13 protein-coding genes are annotated in these 13,782 nt (G+C 46.7%); 4 read left to right on the forward strand and 9 right to left on the reverse strand.

The window, feature by feature from the left end; all coding sequences use genetic code 11:
• Positions 1 to 174 precede the first annotated feature (174 nt).
• Entirely contained in the window at positions 175 to 849 is a 675-nt protein-coding gene (locus tag AAAA73_RS11700; RefSeq protein ID WP_340598497.1) for a hypothetical protein, read from the forward strand.
• On the opposite strand, the gene AAAA73_RS11705 is transcribed toward AAAA73_RS11700, so the two are convergent.
• From AAAA73_RS11705 to AAAA73_RS11720, 4 genes are all read right to left on the reverse strand, one after another.
• Positions 846 to 1,931 (reverse strand): hypothetical protein, encoded by a 1,086-nt coding sequence (locus tag AAAA73_RS11705; RefSeq protein WP_340598498.1) that lies wholly within the window; start codon positions 1,929 to 1,931, stop codon positions 846 to 848. The genes AAAA73_RS11700 and AAAA73_RS11705 overlap by 4 nt on opposite strands.
• Positions 1,932 to 2,024: 93 nt before the next feature.
• The gene (locus AAAA73_RS11710; protein WP_340598499.1) at positions 2,025 to 2,858 is read right to left on the reverse strand and encodes a PilZ domain-containing protein; all 834 of its coding nucleotides are present in this window, start codon (positions 2,856 to 2,858) and stop codon (positions 2,025 to 2,027) included.
• Positions 2,859 to 3,032: 174 nt separating this feature from the next.
• Positions 3,033 to 3,695 (reverse strand): HAD family hydrolase, encoded by a 663-nt coding sequence (locus AAAA73_RS11715; protein ID WP_340598500.1) that lies wholly within the window; start codon positions 3,693 to 3,695, stop codon positions 3,033 to 3,035.
• Positions 3,696 to 3,721: 26 nt separating this feature from the next.
• Positions 3,722 to 4,270 (reverse strand): OmpA family protein, encoded by a 549-nt coding sequence (locus AAAA73_RS11720; RefSeq protein ID WP_340598502.1) that lies wholly within the window; start codon positions 4,268 to 4,270, stop codon positions 3,722 to 3,724.
• Between the two features lie 113 nt (positions 4,271 to 4,383).
• Here AAAA73_RS11720 and AAAA73_RS11725 point away from each other — a divergent pair, with 113 nt between their 5' ends.
• Both AAAA73_RS11725 and AAAA73_RS11730 read left to right on the forward strand, forming a co-directional pair.
• Complete coding sequence (locus AAAA73_RS11725) at positions 4,384 to 5,043, forward strand: O-methyltransferase (protein WP_340598503.1); 660 nt, start codon at positions 4,384 to 4,386, stop codon at positions 5,041 to 5,043.
• A 28-nt stretch (positions 5,044 to 5,071) separates the two neighbouring features.
• On the forward strand, positions 5,072 to 5,806 hold the full coding sequence (locus tag AAAA73_RS11730) for a substrate-binding periplasmic protein (protein WP_340599371.1): 735 nt from the start codon (positions 5,072 to 5,074) through the stop codon (positions 5,804 to 5,806).
• On the opposite strand, the gene AAAA73_RS11735 is transcribed toward AAAA73_RS11730, so the two are convergent.
• Genes AAAA73_RS11735 through AAAA73_RS11750 form a run of 4 tightly spaced genes read right to left on the reverse strand, consistent with a single transcriptional unit; the run spans position 5,807 to position 11,823 of the window.
• On the reverse strand, positions 5,807 to 6,601 hold the full coding sequence (locus AAAA73_RS11735) for a hypothetical protein (RefSeq protein ID WP_340598504.1): 795 nt from the start codon (positions 6,599 to 6,601) through the stop codon (positions 5,807 to 5,809).
• Positions 6,602 to 6,633: 32 nt separating this feature from the next.
• The gene (locus AAAA73_RS11740; protein WP_340598505.1) at positions 6,634 to 9,846 is read right to left on the reverse strand and encodes a DNA polymerase III subunit alpha; all 3,213 of its coding nucleotides are present in this window, start codon (positions 9,844 to 9,846) and stop codon (positions 6,634 to 6,636) included.
• 50 nt (positions 9,847 to 9,896) lie between these two features.
• Positions 9,897 to 11,219: a hypothetical protein gene (locus tag AAAA73_RS11745; protein WP_340598506.1), complete on the reverse strand. Its 1,323-nt coding sequence runs from the start codon at positions 11,217 to 11,219 to the stop codon at positions 9,897 to 9,899.
• A complete protein-coding gene (locus tag AAAA73_RS11750) occupies positions 11,167 to 11,823 on the reverse strand; it encodes a recA protein (RefSeq protein WP_340598507.1) in 657 nt (218 codons plus the stop codon). Before AAAA73_RS11750 ends, AAAA73_RS11745 begins: the two co-directional genes overlap by 53 nt.
• A gap of 256 nt (positions 11,824 to 12,079) precedes the next feature.
• Between AAAA73_RS11750 and AAAA73_RS11755 the strand changes: the two genes are divergently transcribed.
• Positions 12,080 to 13,216: a hypothetical protein gene (locus tag AAAA73_RS11755; protein WP_340598508.1), complete on the forward strand. Its 1,137-nt coding sequence runs from the start codon at positions 12,080 to 12,082 to the stop codon at positions 13,214 to 13,216.
• 7 nt (positions 13,217 to 13,223) lie between these two features.
• Here AAAA73_RS11755 and AAAA73_RS11760 read toward each other — a convergent pair whose 3' ends face one another.
• Entirely contained in the window at positions 13,224 to 13,727 is a 504-nt protein-coding gene (locus tag AAAA73_RS11760; protein WP_340598509.1) for a methylated-DNA--[protein]-cysteine S-methyltransferase, read from the reverse strand.
• Positions 13,728 to 13,782 lie beyond the last annotated feature (55 nt).

Raw genomic sequence — 13,782 nt, forward strand, 5'->3', positions numbered from 1 at the left:
TCAACAAGTTTTGTCTTAATAAAACTTAGGCGGGCATATTGCATTGAATGACGGTGGGAGTACGAGATGAAAATTAGGCATATTTGGCTTTCAATTAGGATAGCACTAATTGTCGTTGTCGCTTTGTTAGACAGCGGGCATGCCTATTCCCAGACTGAAAATCAACCTTCACAAATGGAAATCTCACTTCTTCAAGATCAGGAATTTCAACCCTGGAAATGGCAGGAATCAGTGTGTGATGACTGTCAGATCATGCTGATTCCCACCGCTGAGATCGTGGATACGATCAAAGTACGTCGCTTTATTCAAGCCCTGGCAGTCAATAAACCTGAGCTGCAGAAGATATATAAAATCAGTGGCGCTGAGTATACTTTACTGGCTCAGATATCTGTCGGGATATTGGGAAGAGAATCCCTGTTCGGTGAAAGTTCCAGGTATAAAATTAAAGAATCAATGCCATGGTTGGTTAAAGCGGCCAAAGTCACCAAAGCAGTTGCAACCGGCTCCAGCGTGTCTCCGAACAGTCGCGGGTTGACGCAGATTAAATTTCTGCCGACACAAGTATCAGAGAGATTTGGTATCACACCAGAAAATTTGGATATTCCTGAGAACGCAGCCATCGCGACAATGGGTTACTTGATCGAGGCGTTGGGCCAATTGAAGAATCGTATTAGGATCTATCGTCTGGAGCATATTACTCCTGACAGATACGCGGATTATCTTCCATATATTTATTTTGGTCGCAGTCGGGCGATAATCGATAAAACTGCACGTCCGGAACAGAACGCCTACGTGCAAGCTTTAAAAAAGTATATGAATTTGATCGAGGTCTTTGAGCGGCAGCCTTAGTCGGCCACCGTCATCCCTGAAATACATTTTGTATAAAGACTGGTTCCAGAGAAAGGCACGCTTCCAGAGCGAGTCAGTGTCTTTGTAGTGGGATCGAATGTGAATTTTTCGATACTGTTGGCAAGTGCTGTTGAACCATTTGCGACGTATACCGCACCCGCTTGAGAGTCGTATGTCATAGCGGACATTCCTCTTGCAACAGATGTGTTTTCGTAAGCTTTGGTGGCACCCGAAATCGTGCCGGAAGTTTCATTCACGTCATAAGCGTATATATAGTCCTGAGCGGCTGTACTGCTGGAGTATGAAACCAGCAAGTAACCGGTGTTCGGAGTCGACGTTGACGGAATATAAGCCATTGCGGTCGGGAATGTTGTCGTCGCTGGAGCACTGACGGCAGACGTACAATCCGCATTTGTGGTGTATCCATTCACATTGTTCATGAATACAACGCGGTTGTTTGGATTGGTGGATGCATGCGCAAAAATGTATTTTGAGTTAGGCAAAGCAACCACGGCAGAAATCAAAGTATTGTTGGCAGTTCCGCAGGAGCCACCAGCAGGTGCATTAATAAATGGATTGGCTCCAACCGTAACGCGGCCTTTGCTGGAACTGACTTTTTCAGAAGCCACACTTTTAGAAATCAACAAACCACCATCAGCAGTGCGGACCATGTTGCGAACGACATGCACGTTGGTTGTAGATAGAATCGTTGAGTCAGCCAAGTAAGTGGAGAACTGATTGTCACCCTTCATCTTGACCAGGTCGATGCGACGGGCATAGCTCGTACCGTTTTCAACCAAAACCAAAAGGTTGCCATCATCAGATTTAAGAACGCTTTGAGGGCGATCGGTCGCGTTGACTGTGTTGTAGTCCATAAGAACTTCATCGACCACACCGGTATCCAGATCAATGGCGCTGACCGTGCGGGATGGGGTTTCACTGGTCAAGCCACTGCCGACATAGCAGGAGCCTGATGTCATATAAAGTCTGCGACCTGTACTCGCAGAATCGACTTGTTGCTCACAGGCACCAAGACCAAGGGATAGGACTGCAATAAAAACTATTGAACGCAGATTCATCATGAACTCACCTCAACGTGCTTCACATTGAGATCGGTGAGTTGTTAAGAAATCTTTAATTAAGATTATTAAATATTTCGGAAAGACCAGGAAAGGCTACTTATTCTCGCTGCTTTGTCCTTTGATGTAGGACTTAAGTAGTGAATCCAGCTTGCGAGTCATATCCTCATCTTGTTCGATGAACATCAAACGTCTTGGATCGGTCATGTCACCCACTATTTTTGCTCTGAAAAGCAAACGCCCTCGAGTCGTGTTCTTCTCGTAGGGATTCACGATGATCAAATCAAAGGGCACATTCAGAAAATCGCGCGGGATTTCCTTTTCCAGCTGTGTACCGCTGATGGAAATGTCCTTCGAGAAAGTACGGAAAGATTTTGTTTTTGAAACCAGGATGATTTCGATTTTGAAGTTGTGACGTGTATCTTTACGACGGTCAGAATCTTCATTGCTGGATTCGGCTTCCTCGTAAATTTTCACCTTGTCAGGTGGAGCCACCTTATTGATCTTGGAAAGATCCAGATCGTCACCGTTGAAGTCATGGTGGTAGTAGCCATAATCGACGGTGGATTTTTTCTTGGCAGGTTCTCCGGCGCTGACCTTGGTAAACAGTCCGGACATGGTGATCATGGTGCCTGATTTGGTTTTATCAGTATCATTTACTTCGATGACCGCCGTGTTCTCGTCGTCTTCCTGAGAAGGTGTTTCCTTGGGTTGCGGCGGTTTGGTCATGACAAAGTAGTTCTGGCTGGAAGTCAGGAATTCTTTAATGGAAGTCCAATCCGGCCATCCGGGTGTCCAGATAAAATATTTGGAATGGTCTGATTTTTTCAGAGACAGCAGGAAGACCTGTGCTTGCACAACGGACATTGGCTTTGATTGAGTTTTATTTTCGGCGTCGTAGAACAGCCAAACTTTTCCTTGGGTCTTCATATTAAAATTATCGGATTATGGGAAACGTACTTAAGTTGCCTGGACCCAATAAATTGAATCCAAGGTGTTCCGTGAACACATTATTCGAAATGCCTCATAGTGAGAATTGAAAGGCAATGACGTCGATTTGGGCCCTTCTGGTGGAATGGAATTTGATCGATTTTTTATCGAACTTTAGTTGGCTGAGAATACTTCACTTATCAGGCGAGGCAGATCCGCATAGCTTTTTAAAAATGCGCGGGGTTCGTGCATCTTTAAAATTTCCGGAGCGGAGTAACCAAATTCAATTGCCAACGCTGCGACACCGGCTCTTTGTGCAGAGACCATGTCAGGGATGCCGTCACCGATCATCAGTGTGTTATGAGGTTCGTGACCTGCGAGTTTCATCATCGTTTGTAGGGGCAGAGGACTGGGCTTTCTTTCGCTTAACGTATCGGCGCCAAAGATATTCACCCAGGGATATTGATTCATTCCCAGGTGCTCAATGATGCGTCTGGCGGGTTGCTCGTTTTTATTGGTGATGATTGCCATGGGGCCGTCGTAACTATGCAGAAAGTTTTCAACGCCAGGATAGATGCTGGTTTTATTCAGCATTTCCTCTTCATAGATTCTTAGAAACTCCATTTCAAGATTGATGACATCAGAGGGTTTCAGATTATCTCCGGAAAAAAGGTCAGCCATGAGTTTCTTAATGCCTTCGCCAATATGTGCGATAATCACCTGATCGCTCAGTTGTGTCTTACCGTGATTTTTCAGGGTACGATTAACGGCCACGATAATGTCGGGTGCTGAATCTATTAAAGTTCCATCCAGATCAAATACAAGCAAAGGTTTCATGGGAATAAAAGTATCCCGAATTCACCTTATCGTACAATCTCAAAGTCGACCCGACGGTCAGCAGCTGCTTGTATATTGGTCCCCGGAATAACCGTGTTCACGGGCCCGACACCGATTGCTTCAAGTTTTTCAGCTGGAACTCCTTTGGATATCAAATAGGCCCGCACATTATCAGCTCGTAGCTGGGAAAGGCGCATGTTTCTTGAATCATCACCGCTAGAGTCCGTGACTCCGCTAATGCGAATTTTCTGAAATGAATTCAGTGAGCCATTGATCTCCGTGGCAATCGAGTTCAGGGCATTCTTGGAAGACGGAGTCAGTTCAGCACTGGCATATTCAAATCTGACATTTTTCGAAAGAGCAGTATAACGAACACTGTTGCGAAGGTCATTGCCAGCATACTCATGCAGACTTGATTCCGGTGGGGTGGAGGGACTGGCTTTTACGGGGCGTAAGACGTATTCCTCTTCCCGGTTTGATTTGGAGGCGCACGAAGCGGTGGCGCCGGCCAGTGCAAGAGTCATTAGGAAATGAATGGCCAGTTGAGTGCGCTGTTGAGAAATGCCAGTTATCATATGATCCTCCATGATCAAGTGAATGCTGCCTTTTACAAGGGTATTCGCGGCCCAAGGGGTGAGCAAATTAACTTCCTGTTAACTTCTGGACCAAACCATGAGACAGTGGATGGATGCGTGAATCAGTACTTTCAAACAGAGAAGAATATCTTGGATCTCTTTTCGATAAAGAGAACGACAATAAGAAGCTATCCCGCCAAAACGCCGAGGAGCTAGGGCTTGCCCGCATCAGTATCTCCCCTGCCGAAGCGCAGTTGGCGCAGGTTTTGGTAAAAATGCATAATTGCCGTAAGTTTGTCGAGATTGGCACTCTGACAGGATTGTCAGCGCAGTATTTTTTTGAAGCTTTGCCAGCAGGCGGGGAATTGTGGACTTTGGAAAAAGATCCGGAGCATGCTCGCAGATCTTCTGAAGTTTTCGCGAAGCTTGATCAGACGTCAAAGAAGATCCATCTGGTGGTGGGTGATGCACGCGAGGAACTTTTGAAAATTGAAGTGCATGGCCCTTTCGATGGTGTCTTTATTGATGGGAACAAAGCAGCGTATTTGGACTATCTTTTGTGGGCTGAAAAAAATCTGCGCAAAGGTGGATTGGTACTGGCTGATAATATCTTTCTAAGTGGAGCTGTGTGGGGCGAGGCGACCACGCAAAAGTTTTCAGAAAAGCAAATTCGCATCATGCGTGAGTTTAACGAGCGATTGGCGAATCCGGATTTATATGAGGCGGCCATCGCGCCTACGTATGAAGGGCTATTTGTAGCTATTAAAAAGTAGAAACGTTTAATGTCGGAGCAGGTGAGTGATGAAGGGTCTCTTGGCGTTGTTTGTGACATTCTTTTTTCAAACAGGATTTGCAAAAGTCCTGGTGGGTTCAGATCCCTATCCTCCGTTTATTTACACGGAAAATGGTAAAACGGCAGGCCGTATGGTTGAGTTTCTGCCATTGATAATGGAAGTTCAGCCAAAGGACATTGTATATCGTATTCTCCCTTGGAAAAGAGTTCTGGCCGATGCTGAAAAGGGGCAATTGGATTTCATTGGCCCTCTGCTGGAAACGGAAGAGCGGAAGAAGTATTTGGTATTTACGGAGCCTATTTTCAAAGGCAATATTTCATTGTGGGTTTACCGTAAGAATCCCAGAATCAAGCATCTTTTAAGTGAAACCTTTGATGGAAGCAAATCTTCCAAATTCGATCATTTGATTTTTGGTCAAATATTGGGTTACTCGTTCAATGACAGTCAGGAAAGTCCTTACAATCATAACAAAGTAAGAAAAGTGGAAGTGTTGACCGTTGAGCAGGGGGTAAAGATGCTTGCTACCGGTCGCATCGACATCTTCCTGGCGTTTGATCCTGTGATAGAGCACTTCATCAGCGAACTAAAGTTACAGAAGGGTGATTTCGCTTCGCTTGCTGGGGTTTCTCAGGAAGTTAATTACGTCATGGGCATTTCAAAAAAATCACCATGGGCTCAGAAGGTTGGACAGATTAACTTCAGAATCGCTGAAGTTTCCAAGAAAAAGAAGAGAGTGAAGTAGTTAGCCTCTGTAGGCTTCGATTTTCATTTCGATGGAATAGTCTTTTGAAGCCTCTTTCAATGGTGCCAGCATCCAGTACCATTCTTTCAGCTTTTGATATCCTTCAAAGTTTACAGGATATTGACCTGTGTAGATCACTTCGTTGTTTTTGTCGCGGTAGATGACTTCGCGATCGGAATAAATCAGTTTGGTTCCGGTACAGCTTTTAAGATTCTTCAAATGAGTTTCCGCAAATTGGGTGCAGATAATGTCTTTTTCAGGTAGCTCCAAAGGACGTTTAATTTTCTTTTCGACCGCATCCAATGGCAACAGGGCCAGTTGGGAGAGCAGGTTCGCAGACACAATCAGGTCAGCATCAAAATGGAAAAGTTGTTCGTTCGCCATTTTTTGTGCCAGGGAATTCAGGTCATCAAGACTATTTAGATCCTGAATCTTATCCAAAGCATTGGTTAGATCCATGGTTACAAGTTTTAGACGAGAATATCTTTTCGCCTGAAGATGATGTTTCAGGGGATGAATGACATCCACCAAGGTCACTTGCTGAAAATTATCCATCAGTAAGTGCAATGGAATTTCGTGCAGGTGCGCGCTGCCCATGACGACCACGCTTTTTCTTTGTGGAAGTGATTGGGCTGTTTCCAGGAAAATATCCTGGCAGTTTTTCAGATGAGGCAGCCAGTTTTTCTTTTGACGGTGATAGCGATGGCGCAGCGAGATGGATGAATAGAGGAATCCATACTTGCGGGCGATGGGGCTGGTCGGTGTTAAAAGAAATTCCAGAGACTCTAAAAGCATGTTCTGAAGCTAGCTTGAAATTAGGGGGATGTCTAGCCCAGTGGCAGAACGTTGATGGCGCGTATATTGGTGATGTTGCCCACCTTTTCCACTTGTCCCTGAATTTCAAGCAAGGATCGTCCGTAGATCACCTCGCGATCTTTTTGATAGACGTCGGGATGGATAACGATATTCATAAATCCAAACTCGTCTTCCAAGGTGATAAAGCACATTCCTTTGGCCGTGGGTGGGCGTTGGGTGACAGAGACCAGTCCCGCCACTCGCACTTTGCGCTTGTGAGTGATTCTTTCCAGATCAGCTGATGTTGCATATGGAACATACCGCTGCTCGATCAGGGAATGATTCTTCGCCGTCAGATAAGAGCGCAGCACCGACAATGGATGCGAATCCACGGAAAACCCCTTGGTGTCATACTCGCGGCGCATGCGATCCCAGTTGGATTCAAACGGCAGGCTTTCGTTATTCTCATCTTCATCATCAAAAGAACCTTGAGTCAGGATTTCCTTCGGCTGTCCCCAAAGAAAGCTGTTTTGATCCAGGCTTAAAGCTTCGATATGCCAGATCAGTTCCCGTGCGTTTTGCTGGAAGCACTCCATGGCGCCTGCGGCAGCAAGCTTTATCAAAACACTGCGGGGCAGGCGCGTGCGATGGATGAAGTCTTTCAGATCCTTGAAGGGGCCATTGAGTTTTCTTTCATCCTCAATAGTGCGGGCCATTTCCTCGGGGAGGCCATACAGGGATCTTAAACCCACACGCAATTTGTGAATGCTGGCGCCTGAGGGAGTATAGGCATTCACTGCGCAGGGTTCTTCCAGGGTGTAATCATAGTCCGAGCGTTGAATGGATAAAGGCAGAACTTCAACGCCATTTCTTTGCGCTTCGGAAATCAAAGTGCGGGGAGCATAAAACCCCATGGGCTGACTGTTTAAAAGGCCACAGACAAAAACATCGGGATGATTGCACTTTAAATAGCAGCTCGCGTAAGTAAGCAAAACAAAGCTTGCGGCGTGGCTTTCTGGAAAACCATAGTTCGCAAAGCCCTCGATGGTGGAGTAAATCTGCTCGGCATATTCCTGGGAAATGCCGTGATTCTTAAACCCTAAAAGAATGCGGTCACGTATGGCACTCATTGTGCTTTTCTTGCGCCAGGCTGAAGACATGATTCGACGAAGCTCGTCGGCTTCGCCCGGCGAGAATCCTGCTGCAACGATCACGATCTTCATCACCTGCTCCTGAAAAATAGGAACACCGTGAGTGCGCATTAGAATCGGTCGTAAATCAGGATGCGCATAGGAAACCGCTTCCAGTCCCTGGCGTCGGCGCAAGTACGGATGAACCATGCCTCCTTGCAAAGGGCCGGGTCTGACCAAAGCCACCTCGACGACTAAATCATAAAAATTCCGGGGCATCATGCGCGGTAAAGTCTGCATTTGCGCGCGGGACTCGATTTGAAAAACGCCAACCGTATCCGCGCGACAAATCATGTCGTAAGTGGCTCTGTCGTCGCCGGGCAGTGACGCCAGATTAAAGTTAATGCCTTTGTGATTTTTTAAAAGATCAAAACACTTTCTTATACAAGTCAGCATTCCCAGACTTAAAACGTCGATCTTCATCAGTTTTAGAACGGCGACATCGTCTTTATTCCACTGAATGACATAGCGGCCATTCATGGTGGCTTTTTCAACCGGCACCATCTCAGTGATAGGATCCTGAGTGATCAGGAATCCGCCGGTGTGAATTCCCAAGTGACGGGGGAAGCCATGCAGTTGCCCGGCCATTTTTAAAAATAGCATCCACATCTCGGGGCTTTCGACGCCGAAGCGTTTGTGAATGGTCGGATCTTCAAGCAAGCGGCGCATGCCATCGCGGCCCATGAACTTTACCATCTCATTAATTTTCGCCAAAGAGATACCAAAGGCTTTTGCGGTTTCCCGAATCGCCATGCGCGAGCGATAGCGTACCACTGTGCAGACCATGGCGGCGTGGCGTTCGTTATATTTTTCGTAAATATACTGAATCACTTCCTCACGGCGGCTGTGTTCAAAGTCGATATCGATATCCGGTGGTTCACGGCGCTCGCGGGAAATGAAGCGCTCAAATAATACGTCGATCTCTTTGGGATTCACCGAAGTCAGACCGATGCAATAACAGACGATAGAGTTCGCCGCTGAACCACGTCCTTGATACAAAATTCCCTGGCGATCGGCGAATTCACAAATTTCACGTAATGTAAGAAAGTAGTCCTCGTACTCCAGTTCTTTGATCATTTCCAGTTCATGTTCAATGGTCTTAAGAACCTTGGGGGAAGCGCCTTCGGGGAATCTCCACTTGATTCCTTCTTCAACCAGGAAGCGCAAATATTCTGTCGGAGTCTTACCAAGCGGTAAGCTTGAGCGTGGATAGCGGTAGCGAATCTCATCCAAAGTGAAGTTCACACGTGCCGCGATTTCCACAGTTTTTTCCACAAGGTCGACGCGATCGGCCCATCTGGAGCTGATTTCCGGGAGGGATCTGAGTGAACGTTCAGCATTTTGGATCAATTTGTCGCGCGCTTCTTCCAAAGTCGTGTGATGAAGAACGCAAGTCACAACATCGAACAAAGGTTTTCTTTCGCGTGAATGCATGAATGGACGCTGACTAACGAACAGTTGGGCGCCACATTTTTGTTCAAGTTCCAATGCTTGTTTGTAGAATTCCTGCGATTCCCAGGTCAGATCCCGCCATACTGGAATGTACAGGCGATCCTTAAAAATCTTTTCTAAACTGTCATAGCGTTTTTCATCAATGGGCGGCAAAGCTAAGCAAAGTAAATCCTGATTGTACTTTTCGATCTGCTCCAAACGCAGGGAAGAAAATCCCTTGGCGGCCTGACGCTTGCCTAAAGTTAAAAGCTCGCACAGATGGGTGTAGCCATTCTTGTTCATGGGAATCAGGGTGATCGTACTTTCATCCGTCAAAGTCAGTTCGGATCCCACAATATAACGGAATCCATCCTTGGCCTTGGAGGAGGCGGTGAACATCGAAGGAGTATTGGCGGTTTGAAATCCCCGGGCAACACCGTAAAGACCATTTAGATCACACATCGCGATGCCATCATAATTATGATGAATTGCAGCTTCGACCATTTCTTCAGGCGAAGAGGCTCCGCGCAGAAACGAAAAATTACTGCGCCCCAAAAGCTCGACGAACCCTTTGGCTGTGCGAACAACAGATTGTGACTGACGAATTTGAACAGATTTATTCATAGTTGCTTCAGCCTTTGCCCCTGCCGGGGCGTCGGCACTGCGCCTGCCGGCTAATCAAAATATCCGTGCAGGTAGTACTGCGAGCTGACCTTATCCTGAAAAATCCAAATCAACTGTCCCTGTTGAGAAAGAGCAAAATAGTAATCCCGGTGTTTTAGTTCCTGCGATGAAATCTGCCACCACGAAGATTCAATTCTTTCGCTGGGCATAGAGGAAACAAAACGTAATTTCTGAACTTCATGGGCATTCAGTGCCTGGGGTTTTTCCAAAAGCAGGGAGGGGCGAGGGCTTTCTTTTAAACCTTTGGCATAAACTGTTTTTACCTGCAGGGCATTGTCCTGTCTTTCAACCAAGTCCTCGGATTTAAAATCCTCGGGCCACTCGGTGACCAGTTGAAAACTTTTTTCCGGAAAGTGACTGGCTTCGACTTGTAAAAAACCCATCTCGCAGTTGGCCTGTTTGGCAAAACTGATCAGGCGGCGCCAGCGGTCCTCGGAATTATCACGGGGCTCGAAAAAATCCAGTTGTTGGATTTTCTCGGGCACGTCGTAAACGGCGACCTCGAATTCCCGGATGGGATTGCTGAGTTCGGTCTTCTCCATTTTCTTATAAAGAAGATCCTCGAACAATTCCTGATCACGGCTGGCGCTGATGGGTTCAATCGAAAGCAGATAACGTTTGTCAGAGTATTCACAGTGCAGGATCACTTCCATTTTGTGCGCATATCGGGAGAGGCCATTCAGGCGCGCAAACAAAGTGTCGAGCACGGGTTTGATCCGGTTAAAAAGCAAAGGCACGGCGCCTAAGGGATCATCCAGGTAGCCATACCCCACAAGAGGGTCGCGAGGCACAAGAGGTGAAATGACCTGAGAGTCTTGAGAATGCAAACGATTCCAAAGTAAAACACCGAAATCCCCCCACCGCTCGCGTAGTGAAACCAAACGGAAATTATAAACTTCTTCCAGGGTGCAAACACCCAGAGTGCGGGCAAACGAGATCACGTGCTCAATCAGGCGCTTTTGTGACCAAGGATTCATGCCCTCAAGATCCTTTAGCGCATCAAGACCGAGACCTGAAAACTCACGATGTTCAGCACCACGAGGAGCCACAGTGAAAGGTTTCCACTTGGCCAGCATTTGCGCGACAGGTGCAGTGTCGGCAATGGCAGCGCTTGCGTCCGCGCTGAACTTACGAGCGATCTCGATGGCTTTCTGTAAAACTCCATTGTCTCCTCCTAGAAGGTGAGCAGTTGATTCAATGTCGACAAAAATAAAATGCGGAAAGCGAAACTGAACGCGCGGGCTGAGTAAAAGAAAAGCCTCAGCTGAGGAGCTTTCTTGCTGTGTTTTTAAATTGATGCACAAAGTTCGCATAAATCATACTCCCTGCGACAGTAAACGGTGTGGGGCGGTGAAGAGCTCGTTGAATGGTTATGAAATCTCTTTGGAACTGAATGATCAGACTGAAGAGAGGGTTCACGAACTTGCTCGCCTTGTGACAGACAAAAATCAAAGCCACCTTATGAAAGCGACAAAGTTTTTTTAGTTTTTGCAGTTGGTGATTCTTGAAAAACATCTCTTTCAATTCACAACCAATCACTTCAAACAAGGAACTCGTCACCAGTTCCTGCAATACCCAGAAAAGTTGTTCAGCTTCCTTGGGTTCCTTTACGACGAGCAACTTTTTCAAGTTGATCTTGCGACTCATCAGGTGCGCGGGAAGCAGTTGTGTCCCGCCATTCACCCACGCGACCCATTTGTTATCCTCGTGTGCTTTTTGAGTCATGCTGACCCATAAAGAGGTGGCACCGGTTCCGGGACTTCCTTGAAAGAGACTGAGATCTCCTTTGGGGATTCCCTTCCATAAAAGGAAGTCATCCAGGGTGCTCACTCCCGTGGGCACCCCGGGAGGAGGTTGCAGTTGATCTGCGGAAACAAACTGAATGTCAGACAAAGCGGGAAGGGCGACGGCACTCACAAGTAACCTCCATTTACATATTAGTTACTATGTAAATAATGTGTAAGTCAAAGGCAGATTTTATGAACTAGACCAGGTTCCAAAAGGTACGGACTTACCTGCAATGGTAAGTCCGTACCTTTGCAGGTAAGTCCGTACCTTTTGCTGTGATTTCAGGTGGTTGAGTTATATGCGGTGTTCCGTTTGTTTGGTTTTCAATTATGGGGTGAATGTGAAAATCATTGATATATGACAGCCCAAATAGGATGTTTCGCCCATGAAACATACTGCGCTCGTTTTGCTGACTTTTTTGTTTGCCGGATTTACCCATGCCGCCTGGGATTTGAATGACGTTTCTTATGTGATGCCGTTGCAAAAGCAAACTGACGGGCAGGTGAACACACTTCCACTAAAAGGACTGATTCCGGAAAATATTTTTGAGCGTATTTCTCCGGTCGCTATGGACATGGATCCACGCGACAACGCGCGCGCCATGCGAGTGGTGGCAATGCGAATCGATCCGTGTTTTCCATTACCGACTCCGCTGGCCTGCCAAAAACAAATGCGTCTGGTGTGGCAACCATTGTTGGAGTGGGAAGAGGATGGTTCCATTGAAGCCATCGATGCAGCTCTTCACTCTTTCTATGTGCTGACTGATGCTGAATTCGATGCCCTATTGATGGAATTGCAAATCTGGAAAGCGAAGACCGGTGTTGAAACACGTGGTCTGCCTTTGGGGCCTCATCCTGCGTGGAGTTCGAATCGTGGAGTTGCAGCACTTAAGGACTTAAACCGCATTATCCTAAAGTATGCCGGTGAAAAAAATCTTTCGCGTGTGACAGCGATGTTCCTTCGCGGTGGCGGGGCGATGTGGCTCTTTGGTTCTTTTGAATTTAAAAATGGGGAGCTGGTGTCCATGACTTTGCCAAGGCTGGGTAAAAACACCGCACAGTCCTTCGTGAATGTGGTTACCTCCGGCGAAGTCTTTTCGGGTGGAGGCATCGCTGGTGCCCGCGCCAATGGTGAAGACACGCTGACAAATATCGTGGCGGAATCACAAAGAATGCGTAAGGGAAATGAAGACCTGATTCGTGCAGAGTTGAAATCTGCCTATAGAATTGAAAATCCCAAGGACTTCAATCCCGAGAATATGGACTGCGTAAGTTGTCACGTTGCCCAGACGGCGCGTTTGTGGGTGGATCGCAAGCGCACTGATATTGCGACTCAGGATATCGCCAATCAGTTCGGATATAAAAATGCGGCGTACAATATGACCAATGTGAGTGAGGAGCCTTGGCACACGCAGCAACTGCGTGCGCTGGGATATCATAATAAGAAAATCTCGATTGCTCAGCGGGCAATCAATGAATCGGCAGAGGTTGCCGACGCCATCAATCGCTATCTGGCAAAATAAATACAAACTATTTAAGTTCAAAAACGCCTTCTGTAACCAGAAGGTGTTTTTTTGTGTCTGAACCCCAACGGTATTTGAAGTTGTTGGAAGCTTTGCCGATCACGCGATGGCAAGGGATCCAATAGCAGATTGGGTTTTGCCCGATAGCTGTACCCACCGCACGGACTGCAGATGGTCTTTTGATTTTCTTTGCGATGTCCGTGTAAGTTGTCGTTTCACCGTAAGGGATGTTCAAAAGCTCCAACCAAACTTTGACCTGGAACTCAGTCCCTTGAAGTTTAATTTTATGTTTGGTTTTCCAGAAGTTTCCTTTGGTCCATTTTGCAGGAGTGAACTTTCCAACTTTGAAGTTGTAGTGAGTTTCAAAGAATTTAGCCAAGTCGCTTTCAACTTGTTTTTTGCCGGCGCCGTAGCCACCCAAAAAGATCAATTCTTTACCTTCAAAAGCTGCGAGCCAGTCGCCACAATCGGAAGGAACGTTATAAATGAAAAATTCCAAATCTGCTGCCATGTCAAACCTCGTCTTGATGGGGCAGACATAGCGCAGATCGGTTTAAGAGTCATGG

The sequence above is a fragment of the Bdellovibrio sp. GT3 genome, from assembly GCF_037996765.1.
GTDB lineage: Bacteria > Bdellovibrionota > Bdellovibrionia > Bdellovibrionales > Bdellovibrionaceae > Bdellovibrio.

Coding starts and splice junctions, on each gene's coding strand:
- AAAA73_RS11740 (WP_340598505.1), bottom strand. CDS start 9,846: ATGAATAAATCTGTTCAAATTCGTCAGTCACAATCTGTTGTTCGCACA.
- AAAA73_RS11715 (WP_340598500.1), bottom strand. CDS start 3,695: ATGAAACCTTTGCTTGTATTTGATCTGGATGGAACTTTAATAGATTCA.
- AAAA73_RS11730 (WP_340599371.1), top strand. CDS start 5,072: ATGAAGGGTCTCTTGGCGTTGTTTGTGACATTCTTTTTTCAAACAGGA.
- AAAA73_RS11745 (WP_340598506.1), bottom strand. CDS start 11,219: ATGCGAACTTTGTGCATCAATTTAAAAACACAGCAAGAAAGCTCCTCA.
- AAAA73_RS11700 (WP_340598497.1), top strand. CDS start 175: ATGGAAATCTCACTTCTTCAAGATCAGGAATTTCAACCCTGGAAATGG.
- AAAA73_RS11720 (WP_340598502.1), bottom strand. CDS start 4,270: ATGATAACTGGCATTTCTCAACAGCGCACTCAACTGGCCATTCATTTC.
- AAAA73_RS11755 (WP_340598508.1), top strand. CDS start 12,080: ATGAAACATACTGCGCTCGTTTTGCTGACTTTTTTGTTTGCCGGATTT.
- AAAA73_RS11725 (WP_340598503.1), top strand. CDS start 4,384: ATGCGTGAATCAGTACTTTCAAACAGAGAAGAATATCTTGGATCTCTT.
- AAAA73_RS11710 (WP_340598499.1), bottom strand. CDS start 2,858: ATGAAGACCCAAGGAAAAGTTTGGCTGTTCTACGACGCCGAAAATAAA.
- AAAA73_RS11760 (WP_340598509.1), bottom strand. CDS start 13,727: ATGGCAGCAGATTTGGAATTTTTCATTTATAACGTTCCTTCCGATTGT.
- AAAA73_RS11735 (WP_340598504.1), bottom strand. CDS start 6,601: ATGCTTTTAGAGTCTCTGGAATTTCTTTTAACACCGACCAGCCCCATC.
- AAAA73_RS11705 (WP_340598498.1), bottom strand. CDS start 1,931: ATGATGAATCTGCGTTCAATAGTTTTTATTGCAGTCCTATCCCTTGGT.